The 18,900-nt window shown below is 40.5% G+C and carries 20 protein-coding genes; 18 read left to right on the top strand and 2 right to left on the bottom strand.

Features of this window, described 5'->3' with window-relative positions; all coding sequences use genetic code 11:
- The first annotated feature begins 26 nt into the window (after positions 1-26).
- The 7 genes from HCJ54_RS06780 (at position 27) to HCJ54_RS06750 (ending at position 7,290) form a co-directional block, all read left to right on the top strand.
- Positions 27-851, top strand: a complete 825-nt coding sequence (locus tag HCJ54_RS06780) for a pyruvate, water dikinase regulatory protein (protein ID WP_036065101.1) — start codon at positions 27-29, stop codon at positions 849-851.
- 134 nt (positions 852-985) lie between these two features.
- Positions 986-1,432 (top strand): YaiI/YqxD family protein, encoded by a 447-nt coding sequence (locus HCJ54_RS06775; RefSeq protein WP_187137103.1) that lies wholly within the window; start codon positions 986-988, stop codon positions 1,430-1,432.
- Between the two features lie 3 nt (positions 1,433-1,435).
- Positions 1,436-3,319: a DNA primase gene (gene dnaG, locus HCJ54_RS06770; RefSeq protein ID WP_187137102.1), complete on the top strand. Its 1,884-nt coding sequence runs from the start codon at positions 1,436-1,438 to the stop codon at positions 3,317-3,319.
- A gap of 626 nt (positions 3,320-3,945) precedes the next feature.
- Positions 3,946-5,067: an RNA polymerase sigma factor RpoD gene (gene rpoD / locus HCJ54_RS06765; protein WP_036065096.1), complete on the top strand. Its 1,122-nt coding sequence runs from the start codon at positions 3,946-3,948 to the stop codon at positions 5,065-5,067.
- Positions 5,068-5,125: 58 nt separating this feature from the next.
- Complete coding sequence (locus HCJ54_RS06760; RefSeq protein WP_187137101.1) at positions 5,126-5,821, top strand: tRNA (adenine(22)-N(1))-methyltransferase; 696 nt, start codon at positions 5,126-5,128, stop codon at positions 5,819-5,821.
- Positions 5,818-6,939: a Nif3-like dinuclear metal center hexameric protein gene (locus tag HCJ54_RS06755; protein ID WP_187137100.1), complete on the top strand. Its 1,122-nt coding sequence runs from the start codon at positions 5,818-5,820 to the stop codon at positions 6,937-6,939. Before HCJ54_RS06760 ends, HCJ54_RS06755 begins: the two co-directional genes overlap by 4 nt.
- 18 nt (positions 6,940-6,957) lie before the next feature.
- Positions 6,958-7,290 (top strand): hypothetical protein, encoded by a 333-nt coding sequence (locus tag HCJ54_RS06750; protein WP_244966913.1) that lies wholly within the window; start codon positions 6,958-6,960, stop codon positions 7,288-7,290.
- 43 nt (positions 7,291-7,333) lie between these two features.
- Here HCJ54_RS06750 and HCJ54_RS06745 read toward each other — a convergent pair whose 3' ends face one another.
- Entirely contained in the window at positions 7,334-8,329 is a 996-nt protein-coding gene (locus tag HCJ54_RS06745) for a 4-hydroxy-3-methylbut-2-enyl diphosphate reductase (RefSeq protein WP_187137099.1), read from the bottom strand.
- 323 nt (positions 8,330-8,652) lie between these two features.
- Here HCJ54_RS06745 and HCJ54_RS06740 point away from each other — a divergent pair, with 323 nt between their 5' ends.
- The 10 genes from HCJ54_RS06740 to HCJ54_RS15675 all read left to right on the top strand — a co-directional run bounded on the left by HCJ54_RS06740 (position 8,653) and on the right by HCJ54_RS15675 (position 16,801).
- Positions 8,653-9,948 (top strand): carbohydrate-binding protein, encoded by a 1,296-nt coding sequence (locus HCJ54_RS06740; RefSeq protein WP_187137098.1) that lies wholly within the window; start codon positions 8,653-8,655, stop codon positions 9,946-9,948.
- A gap of 298 nt (positions 9,949-10,246) precedes the next feature.
- Entirely contained in the window at positions 10,247-11,566 is a 1,320-nt protein-coding gene (locus tag HCJ54_RS06735) for a DEAD/DEAH box helicase (protein ID WP_036065092.1), read from the top strand.
- 2 nt (positions 11,567-11,568) lie between these two features.
- On the top strand, positions 11,569-12,468 hold the full coding sequence (locus tag HCJ54_RS06730) for a deoxyribonuclease IV (RefSeq protein ID WP_187137097.1): 900 nt from the start codon (positions 11,569-11,571) through the stop codon (positions 12,466-12,468).
- A gap of 24 nt (positions 12,469-12,492) precedes the next feature.
- Positions 12,493-13,419 (top strand): manganese-dependent inorganic pyrophosphatase, encoded by a 927-nt coding sequence (locus HCJ54_RS06725; RefSeq protein WP_187137096.1) that lies wholly within the window; start codon positions 12,493-12,495, stop codon positions 13,417-13,419.
- A 62-nt stretch (positions 13,420-13,481) separates the two neighbouring features.
- Entirely contained in the window at positions 13,482-14,297 is an 816-nt protein-coding gene (locus HCJ54_RS06720) for a GNAT family N-acetyltransferase (RefSeq protein ID WP_187137095.1), read from the top strand.
- 141 nt (positions 14,298-14,438) lie between these two features.
- On the top strand, positions 14,439-15,203 hold the full coding sequence (locus HCJ54_RS06715) for a metal ABC transporter ATP-binding protein (protein WP_036065089.1): 765 nt from the start codon (positions 14,439-14,441) through the stop codon (positions 15,201-15,203).
- Positions 15,184-16,062, top strand: coding sequence for an iron chelate uptake ABC transporter family permease subunit (locus HCJ54_RS06710; RefSeq protein WP_187137094.1), 879 nt, complete (start codon positions 15,184-15,186; stop codon positions 16,060-16,062). The genes HCJ54_RS06715 and HCJ54_RS06710 overlap by 20 nt, the downstream gene beginning before the upstream one ends.
- Entirely contained in the window at positions 16,046-16,474 is a 429-nt protein-coding gene (locus HCJ54_RS06705; RefSeq protein ID WP_187137093.1) for a Fur family transcriptional regulator, read from the top strand. The genes HCJ54_RS06710 and HCJ54_RS06705 overlap by 17 nt, the downstream gene beginning before the upstream one ends.
- Before the next feature lie 53 nt (positions 16,475-16,527).
- On the top strand, positions 16,528-16,722 hold the full coding sequence (locus tag HCJ54_RS06700; protein ID WP_187137092.1) for a hypothetical protein: 195 nt from the start codon (positions 16,528-16,530) through the stop codon (positions 16,720-16,722).
- A gap of 1 nt (position 16,723) precedes the next feature.
- Positions 16,724-16,801 carry a hypothetical protein gene (locus HCJ54_RS15675; protein WP_425324798.1) on the top strand — a complete coding sequence of 26 codons (78 nt, stop codon included), beginning with the start codon at positions 16,724-16,726 and terminating at the stop codon, positions 16,799-16,801.
- A gap of 375 nt (positions 16,802-17,176) precedes the next feature.
- Here HCJ54_RS15675 and HCJ54_RS06685 read toward each other — a convergent pair whose 3' ends face one another.
- Positions 17,177-17,920: a DUF6973 domain-containing protein gene (locus HCJ54_RS06685; RefSeq protein WP_187137090.1), complete on the bottom strand. Its 744-nt coding sequence runs from the start codon at positions 17,918-17,920 to the stop codon at positions 17,177-17,179.
- A 77-nt stretch (positions 17,921-17,997) separates the two neighbouring features.
- Here HCJ54_RS06685 and HCJ54_RS06680 point away from each other — a divergent pair, with 77 nt between their 5' ends.
- Positions 17,998-18,453 carry a hypothetical protein gene (locus HCJ54_RS06680; RefSeq protein ID WP_187137089.1) on the top strand — a complete coding sequence of 152 codons (456 nt, stop codon included), beginning with the start codon at positions 17,998-18,000 and terminating at the stop codon, positions 18,451-18,453.
- The last annotated feature ends 447 nt before the right edge of the window (positions 18,454-18,900 follow it).

Below are 18,900 nucleotides of genomic sequence, written 5' to 3'. Positions count from 1 at the left end.
TTTTGGAGTTAAAGGAGCTATTACTTATGACACAACCAGCAGTATATGTCGTTTCAGATTCAACGGGAGAAACCGCAGAACTAGTAACCCGAGCAGCTTTAATGCAATTTGGTAAAAGTCCGCAGTTCATTCATCGGTTCCACCATGTGGATACACCGGATATGATCGAGGAGATTGTGGATTTAGTCGCGGTAAACAACGGCATCATCGTCCACACGATCGTTGTCGAGGAAGTTCGCAATGAATTAAATAAAACGGCGAAAAGTTTTGGCGTTCCAATCATTGACATATTCGGGCCGCTTTTAGCTCAGCTGGAGGAGACTTATCAAATTAAGCCGCTTTCAGAACCAGGAATGGTGCGATCGCTTGATGAAGCCTACTTCCGCAAAGTGGCAGCAATTGAGTTTGCCGTGGAAAACGATGATGGGCGGAATCCGCGCGGTTTATTGCAAGCCGACTACGTGCTGATAGGTATTTCTAGAACATCGAAAACGCCACTGTCGCAATATTTGGCGCTAAAAGGATTAAAAGTGGCCAATGTACCGATCGTCCCTGAAGCACAAGTTCCGGACGAGCTATTTGAAATTGATCCAAATAAAATCATCGGCCTGAAAATTAGCAAGGAAAAATTAAACCAAATTCGTGAAAAACGTCTGGCTTCGATTGGACTTAGTGGTGTGGGAAATTACGCGAGCCATGACCGGATCGATGAGGAATTGGAAATCTTTACGAAATTAACGAATAAGCTTGGTTGTTATGTGTTAGATGTGACTAATAAAGCGATTGAAGAGACAGCAAATGATATTTTAATGCATATCGGAGAAATTGTTGATGAAAATTTAGAATTATAGAAGGAAAAACAGGTTTTATGGCGAATATATATATTATAGCGATTAAAACGTTAGAGTTTTGCGTTTTAATCGCCTATAATATATTTTTGTATGTGAACTGCTTTTGTTCTCGGATGTGAGGAGGTAGGAGATAAATGAAGTTATTTATTGATGCGGATGCCTGCCCGGTGAAAGATGAATTGCGGAAGCTTGCGAAGAAGTACGATCTTTCTCTAACCTTTGTTGCGTCATATAACCATTTTTCTATAAACTTACCGCCGGGTGAGGAGTGGATTTTTGTGGACACAGATAAAGAGTCTGCAGATATACGTATTCTTAATTTGGCAAAGAGCGGAGATATTGTGGTCACGCAAGATATTGGGCTTGCAAGCATGCTGATTGCAAAGGATGTCGCAGCGTTCTCTAATCGTGGGGAAGAGTACCGCGAGAGTGAGATGGCGATGATGCTTGATATGCGCTACTTACATGCGAAAGAGCGCAGGCAAGGCAAGTATAGTAAAGGTCCACGAGCAATGAGTTTTCAAGATAACGAGAATTTTTTACAGAGGCTGGATACGTTTATTGAAGCGAGGTTATATTAAAAGATGCAACGGATTCCAGAAGAAAAAATTGATGAGATACGCTCTCAGGCAGATATCGTGGACGTGGTTGGTAGCTATGTCCAGCTGAAGAAGCAAGGGCGCAATTACACGGGGCTTTGTCCTTTTCATGGCGAAAAAACACCCTCTTTTTCTGTATCTCCGGAGAAGCAGATTTTCCATTGTTTCGGATGTGGTAAGGGAGGCAATGTTTTTTCATTCCTAATGCAGATTGATGGGTTGTCTTTTGTAGAGTCTGTGAAGAAAGTAGCCGATATGGCGCACATTCCACTGGATGTTGAAATTTCTTCTGGAGATGGCAGTGCAAGCGTTCGACCAGATAGTCAAGAAGGCAAGATGATCGAGATTCACCAGCTGACGAGTAAACTATACCATTACTTATTGATGGAAACCGAAGAAGGGCAAGAGGCGTTACAATACTTGCTGGATCGGGGAATGTCAGAACAGGAATTGGATCTTTTCGAGATTGGATTTGCGCCGGCACATGCTTCAACGGTGACAACATTTTTGCAAAAGCGAGAGGTAGACTTGCCACTTGCTGTAGAATGCGGGTTGCTTACGGAGCGTGATGATGGTAATATAGTAGATCGGTTCCGTAATCGGATTATGTTTCCGATTAAGAATGATCGCGGACAATTAGTCGGTTTTTCGGGACGCCTTTTTAACCAAGAGGACGGTCCGAAATATTTAAACAGCCCAGAAACGCCCATTTTTAATAAGCGAAATATTTTATACCATTTTTCTGATGCACGACAAGAAATTCGTAAGAAAGAAGAAATCCTGTTGCTAGAAGGATACATGGATGTTATTTCTAGCGTTTCGGCAGATTTTAACAATGGTGTCGCTTCGATGGGAACGTCTTTAACAGAAGAACATGTGCAGATGATACGACGCGTGACAAACCGGGCGATTATTTGTTACGATGGTGACCGAGCAGGTATTGAGGCTAGTTTTAAAGCCGGAACATTACTCGCAGAGCAACATCGTTTGGAAGTCTTCGTTTTGCAATTACCAAATGGAAAAGATCCAGATGATTTTATTCGCTCGGAAGGTGTGGAGAAATTTGCGGAAGTCTATGCGCATCAACGGTTGACATGGACAGCATTCAAACTGCAATTTTTGAGACGAAACCGCAATCTTCAGAATGAGACAGAAAAAATTGCTTACCTCGGTGAAGCTTTGGCTGAAATTGGTAAATTAGATCAGGCGGTGGAACGCGAACTTTATTTGAAACAGTTAGGTTCTGAGTTCGAGTTGTCGATGGATGCAATGAAACAGCAATTGCAACAAACGGTAGCCTCTACATCAAAGGCGAAACCGCGCGATTATGGCGGACCTCCACCAGAAGAATATGGTGATTATCCAGTGTTTGATGGCGGCGGTGGACCGGTTTATGAAGAATTTAGTTTTCAGCCGCCGAGCCAAGCGCCATCTGCAGGTCTGACCTCTGAGAAACGCCTGTTGAAATACATGGTAGAAGATCGTGATGCCTTTATCCAAATACGTAATATGATGCAGGAGCAGGAGATCGACTTTTATCATGATAATTATAAGGCTTTATATACCCACCTCATTGGTTTTTATGCCTCAGGAAACGACGCTAACCCATTAGTTTTAATGGATCAACTTCCCGATGATATGTCGCGGAATTTGGTCAGCGAACTGGAAATGATGATCTTAAATACAGACGTCTCGACAGAAGAATATCAAGATTACGTTTTTAGCCTAAAGAAAGCCAGCATTGAACGCGACATCAAAGAAAAAGAACAACAGTTACAGATAGCCTCGCAGCAAGGGGAGATGACGTTGGCTTTAGAACTTGCCAGAACGATCACAACAATGCGAGCAAACCTAAAAAATAACACCTAATTCATACTACACTACAAAAACGCGTACCCAAAATACAGTCAAAATAAGCGGAGAAACCATTTTTGTTCAACGGTTCCATTTATGAAACCCTTTTTCAAACGAAGCAACCCCGCATACAAAGAAGTACCCACCAAACTACCTGCGGACGAGCATGGCTTAGAACCTAGGCAAAGTCGAGTACCGAAGCGGAGTGTACCTATGTACATGAGTACCGTAACACAGACTTTAACGACGGATTTTCCGAACAAAGCGACCTCGCCTCAGGCAAGAAAGTACTACCAAACTACCTGCGGACGAGCGTAGCTTAGACCCTAGGCAAAGTCGAGTACCGGAGCGGAATGTACTTATGTACATGAGCACCGTAACACAGACTTTAACGACGGATTTTCCAAACAAAGCGACCTCGCCCCAGGCAAGGAAGTACTACGAAACTGCCTGCGGAGGAGCATAGCTTAGAACCTAGGCAAAGTCGAGTACCGGAGCGGAGTGTACTCATGTACAAGAGCACTGGAACGCAGACTTTAACGACGGAGATGAGCTATGCTCGTCCGCAGGTCAGGTGTTTTAAAACCGGACAAAGAGGTAAAGACCTATGACGGTTATTTTGGAAGGAGGACATGCAGACTATGGCTAAAAAACCGCAAGAATCGAAACCAGAAGATTTAAATTTAGACAAAGCAAAAGAACTATTAATTGTAGATGGCAAAAAGAAGGGGTCTCTAACGTACGCTGAGATTGCCGCAAAACTAGCTCCATTTACTTTAGATAGCGATCAAATGGATGACTTTTTAGAGCTATTAACGGAATTATCCATTGAGGTGGCAGACGAAGAGGAAGACGCAGATCCGAATGAAGCTGAATTAATTAAAGAAGAGACGGCAGAAATTGATTTAAACGATTTGAGTGTACCCCCAGGTGTCAAAATTAATGACCCTGTTCGGATGTATTTGAAAGAAATCGGTCGTGTCAATCTACTCTCAGCTGACGAAGAAATCGCGCTTGCCAAACGTATTGAGCAAGGTGATGAAGAAGCAAAAGGTCGTTTGGCAGAAGCAAATTTACGTCTTGTTGTCAGTATCGCTAAGCGTTACGTTGGACGCGGGATGCTGTTCCTGGATTTAATTCAAGAAGGTAATATGGGGCTCATGAAGGCTGTTGAGAAATTTGATTTTAACAAAGGGTTCAAATTTAGTACGTATGCAACATGGTGGATTCGCCAAGCAATTACCCGAGCGATTGCCGACCAAGCGCGTACCATTCGTATCCCTGTCCACATGGTTGAAACGATCAACAAATTAATTCGTGTGCAGCGTTCCTTGTTACAAGATTTAGGTCGTGACCCGTCTCCAGAAGAGATTGGTGAAGAAATGGATCTACCAACAGAGAAAGTACGTGAGATTCTAAAAATTGCTCAAGAACCAGTTTCTTTGGAAACGCCAATCGGTGAAGAGGATGATTCACACCTAGGGGACTTTATTGAAGATCAAGAAGCAACGTCGCCATCCGATCATGCGGCATATGAGTTATTAAAAGAGCAACTAGAAGATGTCCTTGATACTTTAACAGACCGTGAAGAAAATGTACTTCGTTTACGCTTTGGTCTAGATGATGGTCGTACGCGCACGCTTGAAGAAGTTGGTCGTGTATTTGGTGTCACACGCGAGCGTATTCGTCAAATCGAAGCAAAAGCGTTACGTAAGTTGAGGCACCCGAGTCGCAGTAAACAGCTTAAAGATTTCTTAGAATAAAAATTTCAGAGGAGAGTGCGTAACAGTCGCGCTCTCTTTTTTACAAAGGATGGTTTTTTTGAACGAACAACAATTATCAGAACGATTAGAAAAAGTAGTTTCTTATATACCAAAAGGTGCACGGATTGCGGATATAGGTAGTGACCATGCTTATTTACCTTGTCATGCGATTCAAACAGGTCAAATTGAGTTTGCTATAGCGGGGGAAGTTGTGGATGGTCCATTTCAATCAGCGACAAAGCAAGTCCGAAGCCTTGGATTGACAGGGGAAATAGCGGTCCGTAAAGGAAATGGTTTAGCGGTTATCGAGATGGCAGATCGGGTGGATACAATTGTCATTGCTGGCATGGGCGGTGCGTTGATTCGCTCCATTTTGGAAGCAGACTCGAACAAACTAACGGGTGTCAAACAACTGATATTGCAACCAAATATTGCGGCACATCAACTGCGTGAATGGGGAGAAGCGAACCAATGGGAGTTGGTCTCGGAAAGCATTTTACGTGAAGATAATAAGATTTATGAAATCCTGGTTTTGGAGCCGAGTGAACAGAAAGTATCTTATTCAGATAGCGAACGCTTGCTTGGACCATTTTTGATACAAGAAAAATCTGCTGTTTTTCAAGCGAAATGGGAGCATGAATTGGCTAATTGGAAAGAAATTCAGGCCAAAATTGATGCTAGTAATGCGAAGAATGAAGCGAAATTGGTAGAGTTAGCGATGAAAATAAAGATAATAGAGGATGTGTTACGATGAAAGTAGCGAATGGTTACGAATATGTAGCGATTTTGGAAGGTATTGCACCGAAAAAATATGCTATGGACGGTGATCCCATTGGTTTGCAGATTGGGGATTTGGCGCGTAAAGTACGGAAGATCATGTTTACATTAGACGTGCTTGAGAATGTGGTCGATGAAGCAATCTCTAAAGGCGTAGATATGATTATTGCACATCATCCATTACTTTTCAGACCGCTAAAGAAAATCGATTTTTCGACACCAGAAGGACGAATTGTGAAAAAATTGATTAAGCATGATATTATCGTTTATGCGGCACACACAAATTTAGATATTGCTGATGGTGGCGTCAATGATGCATTAAGTGAGCTACTCGGCTTGACGGATACGGAAATAATTGTGCCTACATACAAAGAAAGCTATAGCAAAATTGCAGTATATACACCCGATTTTGCAGAGGAATCCATTCGCTTGGCACTAGTCAATAACGGGGCTGGAAAATTTTCAGATCTGTACTCGGAATGTACATTTTCTGTAGATGGTACGGGGCGTTTTCTTCCAGGGGATGAAGCAAATCCAACGATCGGTAAACCCGGAGATCTTGAGGCTGTTCAAGAGGTGAAGATAGAGGCTATTTTTCCACATTCCCAAATGGATCGAATTATTAAGGCGGTGAAATTATCGCATCCATATGAGGTTCCAGTGATCGATATTTATCCAATTGAAAATGTAGAATCTGCTATGGGGCTTGGAAGAATCGGTGATTTGCCGAAAGCTATGGAACTTCAAGGCTTTATTGGATTAGTAAAAGAGAAATTATCGATGGAGAATGTGCGCGTTATTGGTAATACCAATCGTTCTGTTCGCAAGGTGGCTATTATTGGCGGCGATGGGAATAAATTCATCCATGATGTAAAGCGGGCAGGCGCGGATGTGTATATTACAGGTGATATTTATTACCATACAGGACATGATTTATTAGCGATTGATCTGCCGACGATTGATGCTGGCCATTATATTGAAAAAGTGATGAAAGCAAGCCTTCGAAAGCAATTCGAGGAGACGACGCAAGCGCAAAATTATGAGGTTGAGCTTATTATATCCGAGCAAAACACGAATCCATTTACGTTTTATTAAGGAGTTGGGAACCATAGGATGATGCTTTATTATCTTTGTGCGTTTGGAACTTTTATTAGTGCTACTGTTAGTTTTGGATTTTCAGTAGCAGCTTATCGAACTGCCACGAATGATGGCGTGTTAAACGCGATGTATGCTATTTCACGGAGTTTAGCACTTCTGATCGTAGCAATTGTACCGTTTTTCTACCATGCTGACACGTATCTTTATGCCGTCGCCATGGTGATGATTTTAGTACAATTTTTCGATGGGTTTATTGGTATTCGAATCAAAAATACATTAAAAATAGTGGGGCCATTTTTGACGGCTATTGCGAATGTGGTATTTTTATTATTGTTATATATGAACTAGAAAAAAGAGGATTAGAGCGCAGAATTTGCTCCAATCCTCTTTATTATTTACCGCCATTCTTCAAGTGTTCCAAACGAGCGGCGCGTTGTTTTTCGATATTTTTCTTGCGGGCACGCGGCAAAATGCTGACTGGATCAACATCGTGCTTACGCTCCCAAGTTGCTGGATTCTCTGGATCATAATCGTCTAGAAAAACAAGGACTTCACGAATAATTTGTGTCGGCGTACTGGCACCAGCCGTTACTGCGACTTTCTTCGCGTCTTTAATCCAATCGAGATTAAGCTCTTCAATATTGGCGATACGATGGGCGGAAACACCGGCTTTTTCTTCCGATACTTGAGCAAGACGGTTGCTGTTGTTACTTCTAGGATCACCGACAACAATCGTCACATCTGCGCCAACCGCTTGTTTTGCAACGGCTTCTTGGCGAACTTGGGTAGCCATGCAAATTTCCTGATGCTGTTCTGCTTGTGGGTAAACAGACTGGATGTAGTCCATTAAATCCATCACGTCCCATTGACTCATTGTCGTCTGATTCGTAACAAAAATTTTCTCATTAGTAAGGCTGAGCGCATCTACATCTTCCATATTTTCTACGAGATGCACGATGTCAGGCGCTACACCAACGGCACCTTCAGGCTCTGGATGGCCTTTTTTGCCGATATAAATCACATGAAAGCCTTCATGTTTCTTTTCTAAAATTAAATCGTAAGTCCGCGTCACGTCTGGGCACGTGGCATCAAGCGTTGTCAGGCCTTTCGCTTTGGCACGTTCTTTCACGGCGGGTGAAACACCATGTGCTGTGAAAATGACAGTACCGCTCTCAATTTGATCCAAAATAGCTTCTCGATTAGGGCCGTCAAGTGTAACAATCCCAACGTCTTCAAAGGCTTCTGTGACATGTTGATTATGAACAATCATGCCGAGTATATGAATTGGGCGGGGGAGATTCGGATCAAGTGAAGCGTTTCGCGCAATCACCATCGCATCGACCACACCGTAACAATAACCACGAGGGGCAATCTTAATAATTTCCAATATTAAACCTCCTATATTTCTCAAGGTGTAGCAAGAGTCGCGTGATACCAATAAAATGCGGACTACTTCTCTATTATAAGCCAGTTTTGTTGAGGTTTCAACTAGTCGAATTTTTAATTCACTTTTTTCTATATTTGGTTGGATATTGTTCAAATACACAGGGAGCTAATAATAAAATATAGAATTCATAATTAAAGCGCTTTCTAATGGTTATTTATAAGCAATATTGTAAATTTTTAGATACAGATTTTTTAGTTTAAAAAGTATAAAATTAATTTGAGTGAGGAAGATATGCTCAAAAAAAGAAAGGATGGATTTAATTTATGAAAAAAGCAATTTTTATTAGTGTAGCAGCAGGATTGGTCTTAAGCCCTGTTAGTTTGGAGGCATTTACTCCAGTGAATGTGTTAGCACAAACAAATCAAGTGTCGAAAAGTCTTCAAACAGATTCAAAAGTTATTGTTATAGAGAATGGAGATTTCGAAAACCCTTCTTTTAGCGGAACGCATATCATAGTAAATGAAAGCCAAATTCCTGGATGGAAAACATCATCAACAGATAAGATGATAGAGTTACAAGGAAATGGATTTCTTAATGTTAATCCTCCTTCTGGCAAGCAATGGGCCGAGTTAAATGCATATGCAAATGCGGCTCTTTATCAAGATATTCCAACAACACCAGGCGTGAAAGTTCGTTGGCAGACATACCATAAGGGAAGAGCTGGGGTGGATACCGCTGTCGTTGAATTTGGTGCTCCTGATGGTGAAATGATTCAACAAAGTGAGATGGAAGATGGTGTAAAACAATGGGGATTATATAAAGGTGAATATACTATTCCAGCTGGACAGACAATGACACGATTCCAATTTCGTGCTATTAGTACAGCAGGAGGCAAATTAAGTGTAGGTAATTTACTTGATAATGTTCAATTTGCGACACAATCAATCTTAACTTTAACTGGTAGCTTTTCTTCCAATGTAACGGAAGTGAATCAAAATATAAATTACGACATACTTGTAAAAAATGTTGGTGGCTCATCTGCAGCGAATAACGAAATTACAGTAAAAATCCCAACCGAATTAACCTATGTACCAGAAAGCCTGAAAGCAACGAATACATCCGTTAAAACAGAAAATTACAATGCGACAACGCGAGAGCTGACCTTTACTGTGGGTACATTAAAGAAGGACGTTACAACAAATATAACTATTCCTTTGACTGCAAATGCTACGGGAATGCTTATAAAGCCTGAGACCAGCGTGACATATAATGATGAGAATTTTAATGAGGATATTTATTCAGCGAACGGTATAGATAGTTCTATTAATATAAAACATGACAGTTCTAAAAATACATGGTCAAATAGTAAAATTTATGTTTTTGGGGACACGGTAATATTTGGCGGACGAGAGTACATCGCTAAATGGTGGAATATTGATAATAAACCAAGTGAAAGCGAAGTTTGGAAATTAGTAGATAATGGATTTGTGGATTGGGACAGATCAAAAGGTTACAATACGGGAGAGAAAGTGGAATATAACGGAAAAATATATCAAGCTAAGTGGTGGAGTCAAGGAGAAGAACCAGATAGTTTAATTGCTTGGGAATTGCTAAAGTGAGGAAAGGCTTGACAGTCATGGTTATGTTTTCTCGATAATCGATAGTGTTTAATTAAAAATTTTTAATAGTTAAATTATTTGTAGAGGTCCAGCTAATGAAGATGCTGGATCTCTTTATTTATGCAATCATGTAAAAGCATGGATAGCTAATCCTTCCTCATTTACTTATACAGTATAGTTCTTGTTAAATAATTGAAAAATAAAGATGATATCGTAACACTAATAAACTAACTTTTATGGTGACGGCGCAGGCAATAATGTGATATACTAGCGTTTAGGAACAGAACGGAGTGGAAAAATGAACAAAAAAACAAGGTTTGATCAATTTCATTTTCAACCTTTTATTCAGCTTGCCATTGATAAATTAGGTTTTTATGAACCAACAGAAGTACAACAGAAATTAATACCGGCGATTATGAAGGGCGAAAGCGTTGTGGGACAATCCCAAACGGGAACAGGTAAAACGCATACTTTCCTATTGCCAATCATCAACAAAATTAAAGCGGACAAAGACAGTGTGCAGGCAGTTATTACAGCACCTAGCCGCGAACTTGCGACGCAGATCCATAACGAGATTAAAAAAATTATCAAATATAGCGATGATGAGATTCGCTCGCTACTCGTTATTGGTGGTACGGATAAACAACGAACAATCGATCGCTTGAAGAAGCAACAACCGCATATCGTGGTTGGTACACCCGGTCGAATCAATGATCTTATTCGCGAAACGGCTTTACTTGTGCATACGACGCAAGTTTTTGTTGTCGATGAAGCTGATATGACGCTAGACATGGGATTCTTGATGGACGTTGACCAAATTGCGAGTAAAATGCCAGAAAATCTGCAAATGCTTGTTTTCTCAGCAACAATTCCGCAAAAATTAAAACCCTTCTTGAAGAAATATATGGAAAATCCGCGTTATGAACACATTCAACCGCAAGCACTGGCCAATACAGATGTGAAACACCAGTTGATTGCGCGTCGTAGTAAGGACAAGGTAGACATTCTTAAAAATGCGCTTGTAGCCTATCAACCATATTTGGCGGTCGTTTTCACAAATACGAAAGCAATGGCTGATGAAGTTGCAAAAGGTTTAACGGAACGCGGTTTGAAAGTCGCAAAAATCCATGGTGGTGTAGAGGCTCGTGAACGTAAGCGTACGATGAAGCAGCTGGAGAACTTGGAATTTCAATACGTTGTCGCGACAGATTTAGCCGCGCGTGGTATCGATATTCAAGGAATCAGTCACATCATCAATTACGAGTTGCCAAGCGATCTTGATTTTTATATCCATAGAACGGGGCGTACAGGACGCGCAGGGCATTCTGGTGTTGCGTTAACGATTTACGAACCGTCGGATGAGGATGCGCTAAACCAACTTGAAAAAATGAACATCGAATTCAAGCATGTGGATCTTAAGAACGGCGAATTTGTCGATACGGATGACCGCAATCGTCGTCAAAAGCGGGAGCCTAAACGCGAAGCCGCGGATCCACGCGAAATTGGGATGCGTAAAAAAGCGAAACAAAAAGGGAAACCAAACTATAAAAAGAAACTAAACTACAAAATGAACGAAATTAAGCGTCGCGAACGTAAAATGAACAAACGCGGGAGGTAACTATGGTACTAAGATTAGGTTCACATGTTTCGATGAGTGGTAAGGAGATGATGCTTGCTGCGAGTCAGGAAGCTGCATCTTATGGTTCGAATACATTTATGATTTACACGGGAGCGCCACAAAATACACGACGCAAGCCGATTGAAGATTTGAATATTGAAGCAGGACTTGCTCATATGAAGGAGCATGCGATCACGGATATCGTGGTTCATGCGCCGTACATTATTAATATCGGAAATGCTGTGAAACCAGAGACATTTGAAATCGGCGTGACCTTTTTGCAATCAGAGATAGAACGGACGGCAGCGCTCGGTGCGAAGCAGATTGTACTTCATCCAGGTGCACATGTTGGCGAGGGTGCAGAAACAGGCATCAAGCAAATTATTAAAGGCTTAAATGAGTCTTTGAAACCGGATCAAAACGTACAAGTTGCGCTAGAAACAATGGCGGGAAAAGGGACCGAAATCGGACGGACGTTTGAAGAAATTGCCGCGATTATGGACGGTGTCACCCATAATGAGCTTTTGTCGGTAACGTTTGACACTTGCCATGTGCATGATGCAGGTTACGATATTGTCAATGATTTTGATGGTGTACTGAACGATTTTGATAAGATTATTGGGTTGGATCGCTTAAAAGTGCTCCATATCAATGATAGTAAAAACGAACGAGGCGCTCATAAAGATCGGCATGCCAATATCGGTTTTGGTCATATTGGTTTTGATGTGCTTAACTATATCGTGCATCATCCGCAGTTAGATGACATTTCGAAAATTCTTGAAACGCCTTACGTGGGTGAAGATAAGAAAAATAAGAAACCGCCGTATAAACATGAAATTGCGATGCTTCGCAGTCAGACATTTGATCCAGAGCTTTTAACGAAAATCATGGCAGCTGAATAAGGCGCTAATAAAGGAGATAAAAACATGACAAAATCACTCGTTTTTGGACATAAGAACCCAGATACAGATACGATTTGTTCTGCGATTGCGTATGCGGAGCTAAAGAAAGCGCAAGGTCAAGATATCGAAGCGGTTCGTCTTGGCGAAATGAATAGTGAGACAGCATTCGTGCTTGCATATTTTAAAGTAGAAGCGCCGCGCCTTGTTGCGACGGTGGCAAATGAAGTAACAACGGTTAGCCTTGTAGATCATAATGAGAAGCAACAAAGCGCCGATGATATTGCTGATGTTACCGTTTTGGAAGTCATCGATCACCACCGTATCGCGAATTTTGAAACGGCAGATCCTTTGTATTACCGCGCAGAGCCAGTTGGATGCACGGCAACCATTCTTTATAAAATGTTCCAGGAAAAAGGCATTGAAATCTCCAACACGACGGCGGGGTTGATGCTTTCGGCAATCATTTCCGATACGCTTTTGTATCAATCACCGACATGCACGCCAGAGGACAAAGAAGTTGCAGAAAAACTTGCTGTGATTGCAGGTATTGAGACGGCTACATATGGCTTAGATATGTTAAAAGCAGGTGCTGATGTTTCCACCAAAACAGTCGAAGAATTATTACTTGATGCCAAAGAGTTTGAAATGGGCGGTTCTAAAGTAGAGATTGCACAAATCAATGTAGTAGACGAGCAAGACGTGTTGGTGCGTCAAGCAGAGATTGAAGCATTGATGAACCAGCGTATTGTTGATAAAGGTTTAGATTTATATCTGTTTGTGGTGACGAATATCCTAACAAACGATTCTGTAGGTATCGCGCTTGGAAGCAAGACGGACAAAGTTGAAGCCGCTTATGGTATCACTTTTGCAGCAAATGTTGCACCACTTGCTGGTGTTGTTTCTCGCAAGAAGCAAGTCGTGCCGATTTTAACAGACATATTTTCAAAATAACATGTAACGAGAAGCAGCTTCTATTCATAGGGGCTGTTTCTTCTATCTAGAGGAGGGAAATTATGAAACTATTGCGTTTAGCAGAACTCACAAAATCGCAACAAGTCGCACTTTGGAATGAAGCCTTTGCAGATTATCTTGTTCCAGCTATATTGACAGAAGCTAGTTTTGAAGCACGAATGGCGAGTCTGTATTTATCAGCAGACGACTCATTAGTAGTTGAAATAGATGGCGAGTTTGCAGGGTTTGCACTCACGGGGACACGTATATTTCAATCGCGAAAGATTGCGTGGATTGGTGGTATCGCCATCATTCCAAGGTTCAGAAAACAAGGTTTGGCTCGCCAACTTATGGAAGCACTAATTACCACTTATAGTAAGGAAAATATCACAGAATCATGGTTGGAGGTTATCTCAAATAATCATGCAGCTATTCGTTTGTATGAGTCGCTTGGCTACCAAAAGACGACGGATCTTATCTTTTTGAATGGGAATTTGCAGGATTATGGCAAGGCAGGTATCCAACTTAAAAAGAGGGTAAGCGAATCTCTTTTCGAAAAGAATGAAACACCATGGCAAAACTTGATTTCCGAACAAACGCAAGCTGCCTCTATATGGCGCGATCGTCAATTGTTGGGAGATATTATTTATAGGGTTTCTGATAAGAGCATTACTTTGCTACAACTAAACTTGGATGATAACAGCCAAATCTTAGATGGGCTACAAGCATTCTTTAACCGGTATGGGGCACTTCCTTGTATGATAAGTAATCAGGAAACGAACAAAGCGTTTATCCCAATATTGTTGCAAAATGGTTTTACTGAGGTAGCAACACAAATTCAAATGCGAAAAGTTATTTTAGATGGAGAAATAATGTAGTGAATCGGATAAGCCATTGCGGTTTCTCCGATTTTTTTAAGTTTCCTATAAATAAGATTCATTACGATTTACAAGGGGCGATTTTTTATGTATACTAGAGCAAGTAAAGATTTTTTAAGTGTAGAGGGAGTTTTTTGAGGTATGGATGAAATATTGAAGGTAGCGAACATTTCCTACCATTATGATAAAGAAGAAGTGCTCCAACAGATTAACTTATCGATCAAAAAAGGTAGTTTCACAGGAATAATCGGCCCAAATGGCTCTGGAAAATCTACACTGTTGAAATTGATTCTAGGTCTCCTAAAAACGCAACAAGGGGAGATTACTTTATTTGGTAAGCCACAAGCCCAGTTCAAAGATTGGTCTAAAGTCGGCTTCGTTTCACAAAAATCAAATGCATTTAACGGTGCTTTTCCAGCTACTGTCAAGGAAGTCGTGTCGAGTGGCTTAGTTAAAAAGAAAGGTTTGTTCCACCGATTGAATCGCCGCGATTTTGACGCGGTATACGAAGCACTCGAAACCGTGGATATGAGGCGGTTTGCGACGCGGAATATTGGGGAACTTTCTGGTGGACAGCAACAGCGTGTTTTCATCGCCAGAGCGCTCGTTAGCAAGCCTGAGATGCTGATTTTGGATGAGCCTACGGTTGGGATTGATGCGCAGAGTGTGACGTCTTTTTATGAGTTGTTGAAGGATCTAAATGCAAAAGAAGATATCACGATGCTCCTTGTGACGCACGATATTTTGGCAGTGAACTCCTATGTGGATCATATTGTTAACATGAATACAAAAGTGTTATTTGATGGTACTGCGGTGGATTATCAATTATACCTAGAAGAACGCGAGCTGGAAGCACTAGAAGTGAGTCGGATGGGGGTGACGTACTGTGATTGCGAACCTGTTTGAATATGATTTTATTAGAAATACATTTATTGTTGGAATTGTGATTGGTATTGTTGCACCGCTTTTAGGAAGCTTTATTGTCGTACGACGCCTGTCTTTAATGGCGGATGCGCTGAGCCACGTTAGTCTGGCGGGCATTGCAGTGAGCCTTTATTTAAGCAAGATGTATCTCCCACTCGTGGCACTAAACCCCCTTTATCTAGGCTTTGGCTTTGCAGTTGGTGGCTCGCTTTTGATGGAAAAATTACGCAATGTTTATAAGCAGTTTCAGGAATTGGCGATTCCGATCATTATGTCAGCGGGTATGGGTTTCAGTGTTATTTTTATTTCGTTGGCTAACGGTTTTAACACCGATTTATTTAGTTACCTGTTCGGGAGCGTCAGCGCAGTGAGTCGGTCGGATATGTGGACGATTTTGGCAACGGCATGTATTGTTTTATTCACCGTATTTTTCTTATATAAAGAACTATTTTTGTTATCGTTTGACGAAGAGTATGCCAAAGCATCAGGAATTCCTGCGAAGATAGTCGATGTGATTTTCATGTTGCTCGTGGCACTTGTGATCGCGTCTAGCATGCGCATTGTGGGGATTCTGCTCGTCTCCTCATTGATGACTTTACCAGTGGCAGCGGCGATCCGGATTGCTAAAGGGTTCAAGCAAACGATTGGTTACTCGATTCTGTTCGGTGAAATCTCCGTAATCGGTGGTCTTATCAGTGCTTTTTATCTCGATTTAGCGCCAGGTGGTTCCATTGTGATCATCTCCGTGATTATTTTAGTAACAACTATCAGCGTTCAAAAAATGAAGCAAAAAATAGCGATTGCGGAAAAAAGGAGTGAATCGAATGTCTCTAACAGCTAACGAAGCGTTACAATTAATGAAACGAAAAGGCTACAAACACACAGATAAGCGAGAATTCCTCATCCATTTATTTGCTCGGAAAAATCGTTATATGACGGCAAAAGAAGTTTTAGAATGCATGAAAGCAGATTTCCCTGGCATTAGTTTTGATACGATTTACCGTAATTTATCTTTGTTTGTCGAATTAGAGTTGTTTGAAGAAACGGAGCTGTCGAGTGAGAAACATTTCCGATTGTCCTGTGCGCATGAGGAACATCATCACCATTTCATCTGCATGAAATGTGGCAAAACGCGTGAAATTCGCATGTGTCCTATGGATTTTTTAGAAGAAGCCTTGCCGGGATACCAAGTGGAAGGGCATAAATTCGAAGTATACGGTAAATGTCCGGAATGTCTTGCTAAAGTAGGATAGACTTATCCTTGCGCCCTTAGAGTAGTAGATCTGAGGGTGCTTTTTATGCCAAAATGGGGCGAATTGAAGTAGGGGAGTACGTCCGTACAGATCTAAAACTGCCCGTTGTGCAAAATGTGGTTGAACTGGATCCATTTGCGGCTGGTTTAAAAAAATTTGGTTATGAAGTGATGGGAAATTTGGCATTAAAGGTAGCGTTTCTATCGCAAGGGAGGAGATCGCAGAACGTCTCATATCCACGCTTTTGAGATGAGTAATTTCACGGAGATAGAGCGACATTTAGCTTTCCGTGATTATATGCGAGAGTACGCGGAAGAAAAAGTGTGAATATGAGGAACTAAAAAGCCGCTTAGGAGAACAATTTCCTGATGATATCGGGGGTTACAGCGATGGCAAGGACAGATTCGTAAAAGAGATCGAACGCCTAGCTATTCTTTGGTATTGGCAATCCAGATAGATGCATAAAAAACGCGACTCCATTAATGGGAGTAGCCTAGCCGATAAGGAAGTATTATTGAATTCCTCTCAGACTGTAGACAAAGTATTAAATTACATGTTTATAGTCTTTTTTATTGTATAATAATGATAAGGCTTACATATAGGAAAAGGCGATGCCTTTTTAGCACTTTTTCATACTTACACAAAAACAGGATTTTCCATCGATTATCAACGGAAAATCCTGTTTTCTACAGTCTGTGTATATTATTTCTTTCCTGAAGAATTGGTTTTCACTAATTTTCCATTCACGATTCGAACTAATTTTCCACTAGTAACTTGTTTCATTATATCATTGCTTATTTCTTGATACGTAGGTGATCTCCACCATATTCCATCATTGGCTTTCAAAGCAGCATATCTAGCTCTACCCGTTGCATTATTTTGGAGATCCATTTGAGGACCGACACCTTTTTGTCCATATTCGTGTGCATCTGCCCACTTTTTGGCTTTTGTAGCATCCATTTCTCTAGTCATTATACCATTCCACACTGCATGTCTATACGCGTTTCCATTGTGAAAATCAGCTGTACCATTTACCCAATACTTTCCTGCCAGACTAGTAGCGGCTGTTGAACAATTATAAACTATTCCTGCTTGGTACGGACTGCTTTTTGCATAGCCTTTTTCCTTGCTATTCAATCTATCATACGAAACTGGAAGCCCTGTAGAAGACTTTAGAAGTGGTCTGTTTTTATTAATATATATTTGGTTCAAGGCTTTAATTGTTTCTTGGTCTAAAATATCATCACTAGTTTTTTCAACATCTAATTTTCCATTTACTATTTGATATGCTTGTACAAAATCTTCTGTAGTAAGAGCATCTAAAACAGAGTCGCTTAACTCAATTTCAGATGTCTCCGCCTTCACCTCGGGGCTTGAAATTGATGTTACAAAAAGTACAGATGCAAAAATGGTTGTTGCTGCAATTGCTTTCGATAAGATTCTCATGTTAACTCTCCTTTTTTATTTAATTCTATGATAAAATATATTAACCATGAAATGCTTATTGCAGAAAGGGAAGGATTATGAAAAATAAAGTTATGTGGTCTTTGACTATTGTGTTAGGTGCTATTATTATTGGTATTGGGATATGGTTCCTACTTTCTTTCGCAAATCAAGGTTCCTACCGATCAATGGATGATGGTATTAATATTAAAGTTAGTAATCAAATTGCTAACTCTCCGGAGCTAAGGTTTAAATTAGTTACAGCAGAGGAAAATCAAACAAATATCGCTAATATCAACAGCTTAAAAAAGAATGAATCAATCCTGTTCAATAGTACTTTCACACCTAAGAAAGACTACCAAATGTTTGTGTATTATACAATTGACGGTAGAGAACATAGAGAAAGTCTTTTATATGTACCTGCACATTCTACGAAACTAGTCATAGATTTAAATATTAAATCTGTTAAAGATGGTAAAATTATTTTCGGCAAATCAGGTTATGATGGTTTTGAAAAGTTCACTAATCAAGACTAGTCAATATTCATATCATTTTGTATACGTGAACAACAAATTATCATTTCTATTTTAAAAAGCGATACCTCTTCACTGGAAGTATCGCTTTTTTCGACTAAGTAGCACACTTTTAGTATAGCATATACACTATTATTGTGACAATATTTACAATATAATTAATTTCTAATTCCCGGTAATTCTCAAAATAAAAATTCACTCGCCTTTGTTTTTCGTTCAACCCTTTAGTATTATTTAACTTCATTATTATGTTGAGTCTGATAGAACATTTTTAATCCCTTGTACAGTGGCTCGTTTTAAAAGAAACGAGAACTAGAGGAATTTACCGTGACAGAAGGACGAAATGAGCATTTACACCTTAATTTAAAAAGCAAATGGTGGCTTTAGAAGATTGATTAGTATTTTAAACTACATAAAATAAAAAAGCAATATGTCTAGAGCGCTGATACG

Source organism: Listeria grandensis (assembly GCF_014322885.1).
In the GTDB taxonomy this organism is placed as follows: Bacteria; Bacillota; Bacilli; order Lactobacillales; family Listeriaceae; genus Listeria_A; species Listeria_A grandensis.
This window is presented reverse-complemented; position numbering and strand designations above follow the sequence as displayed.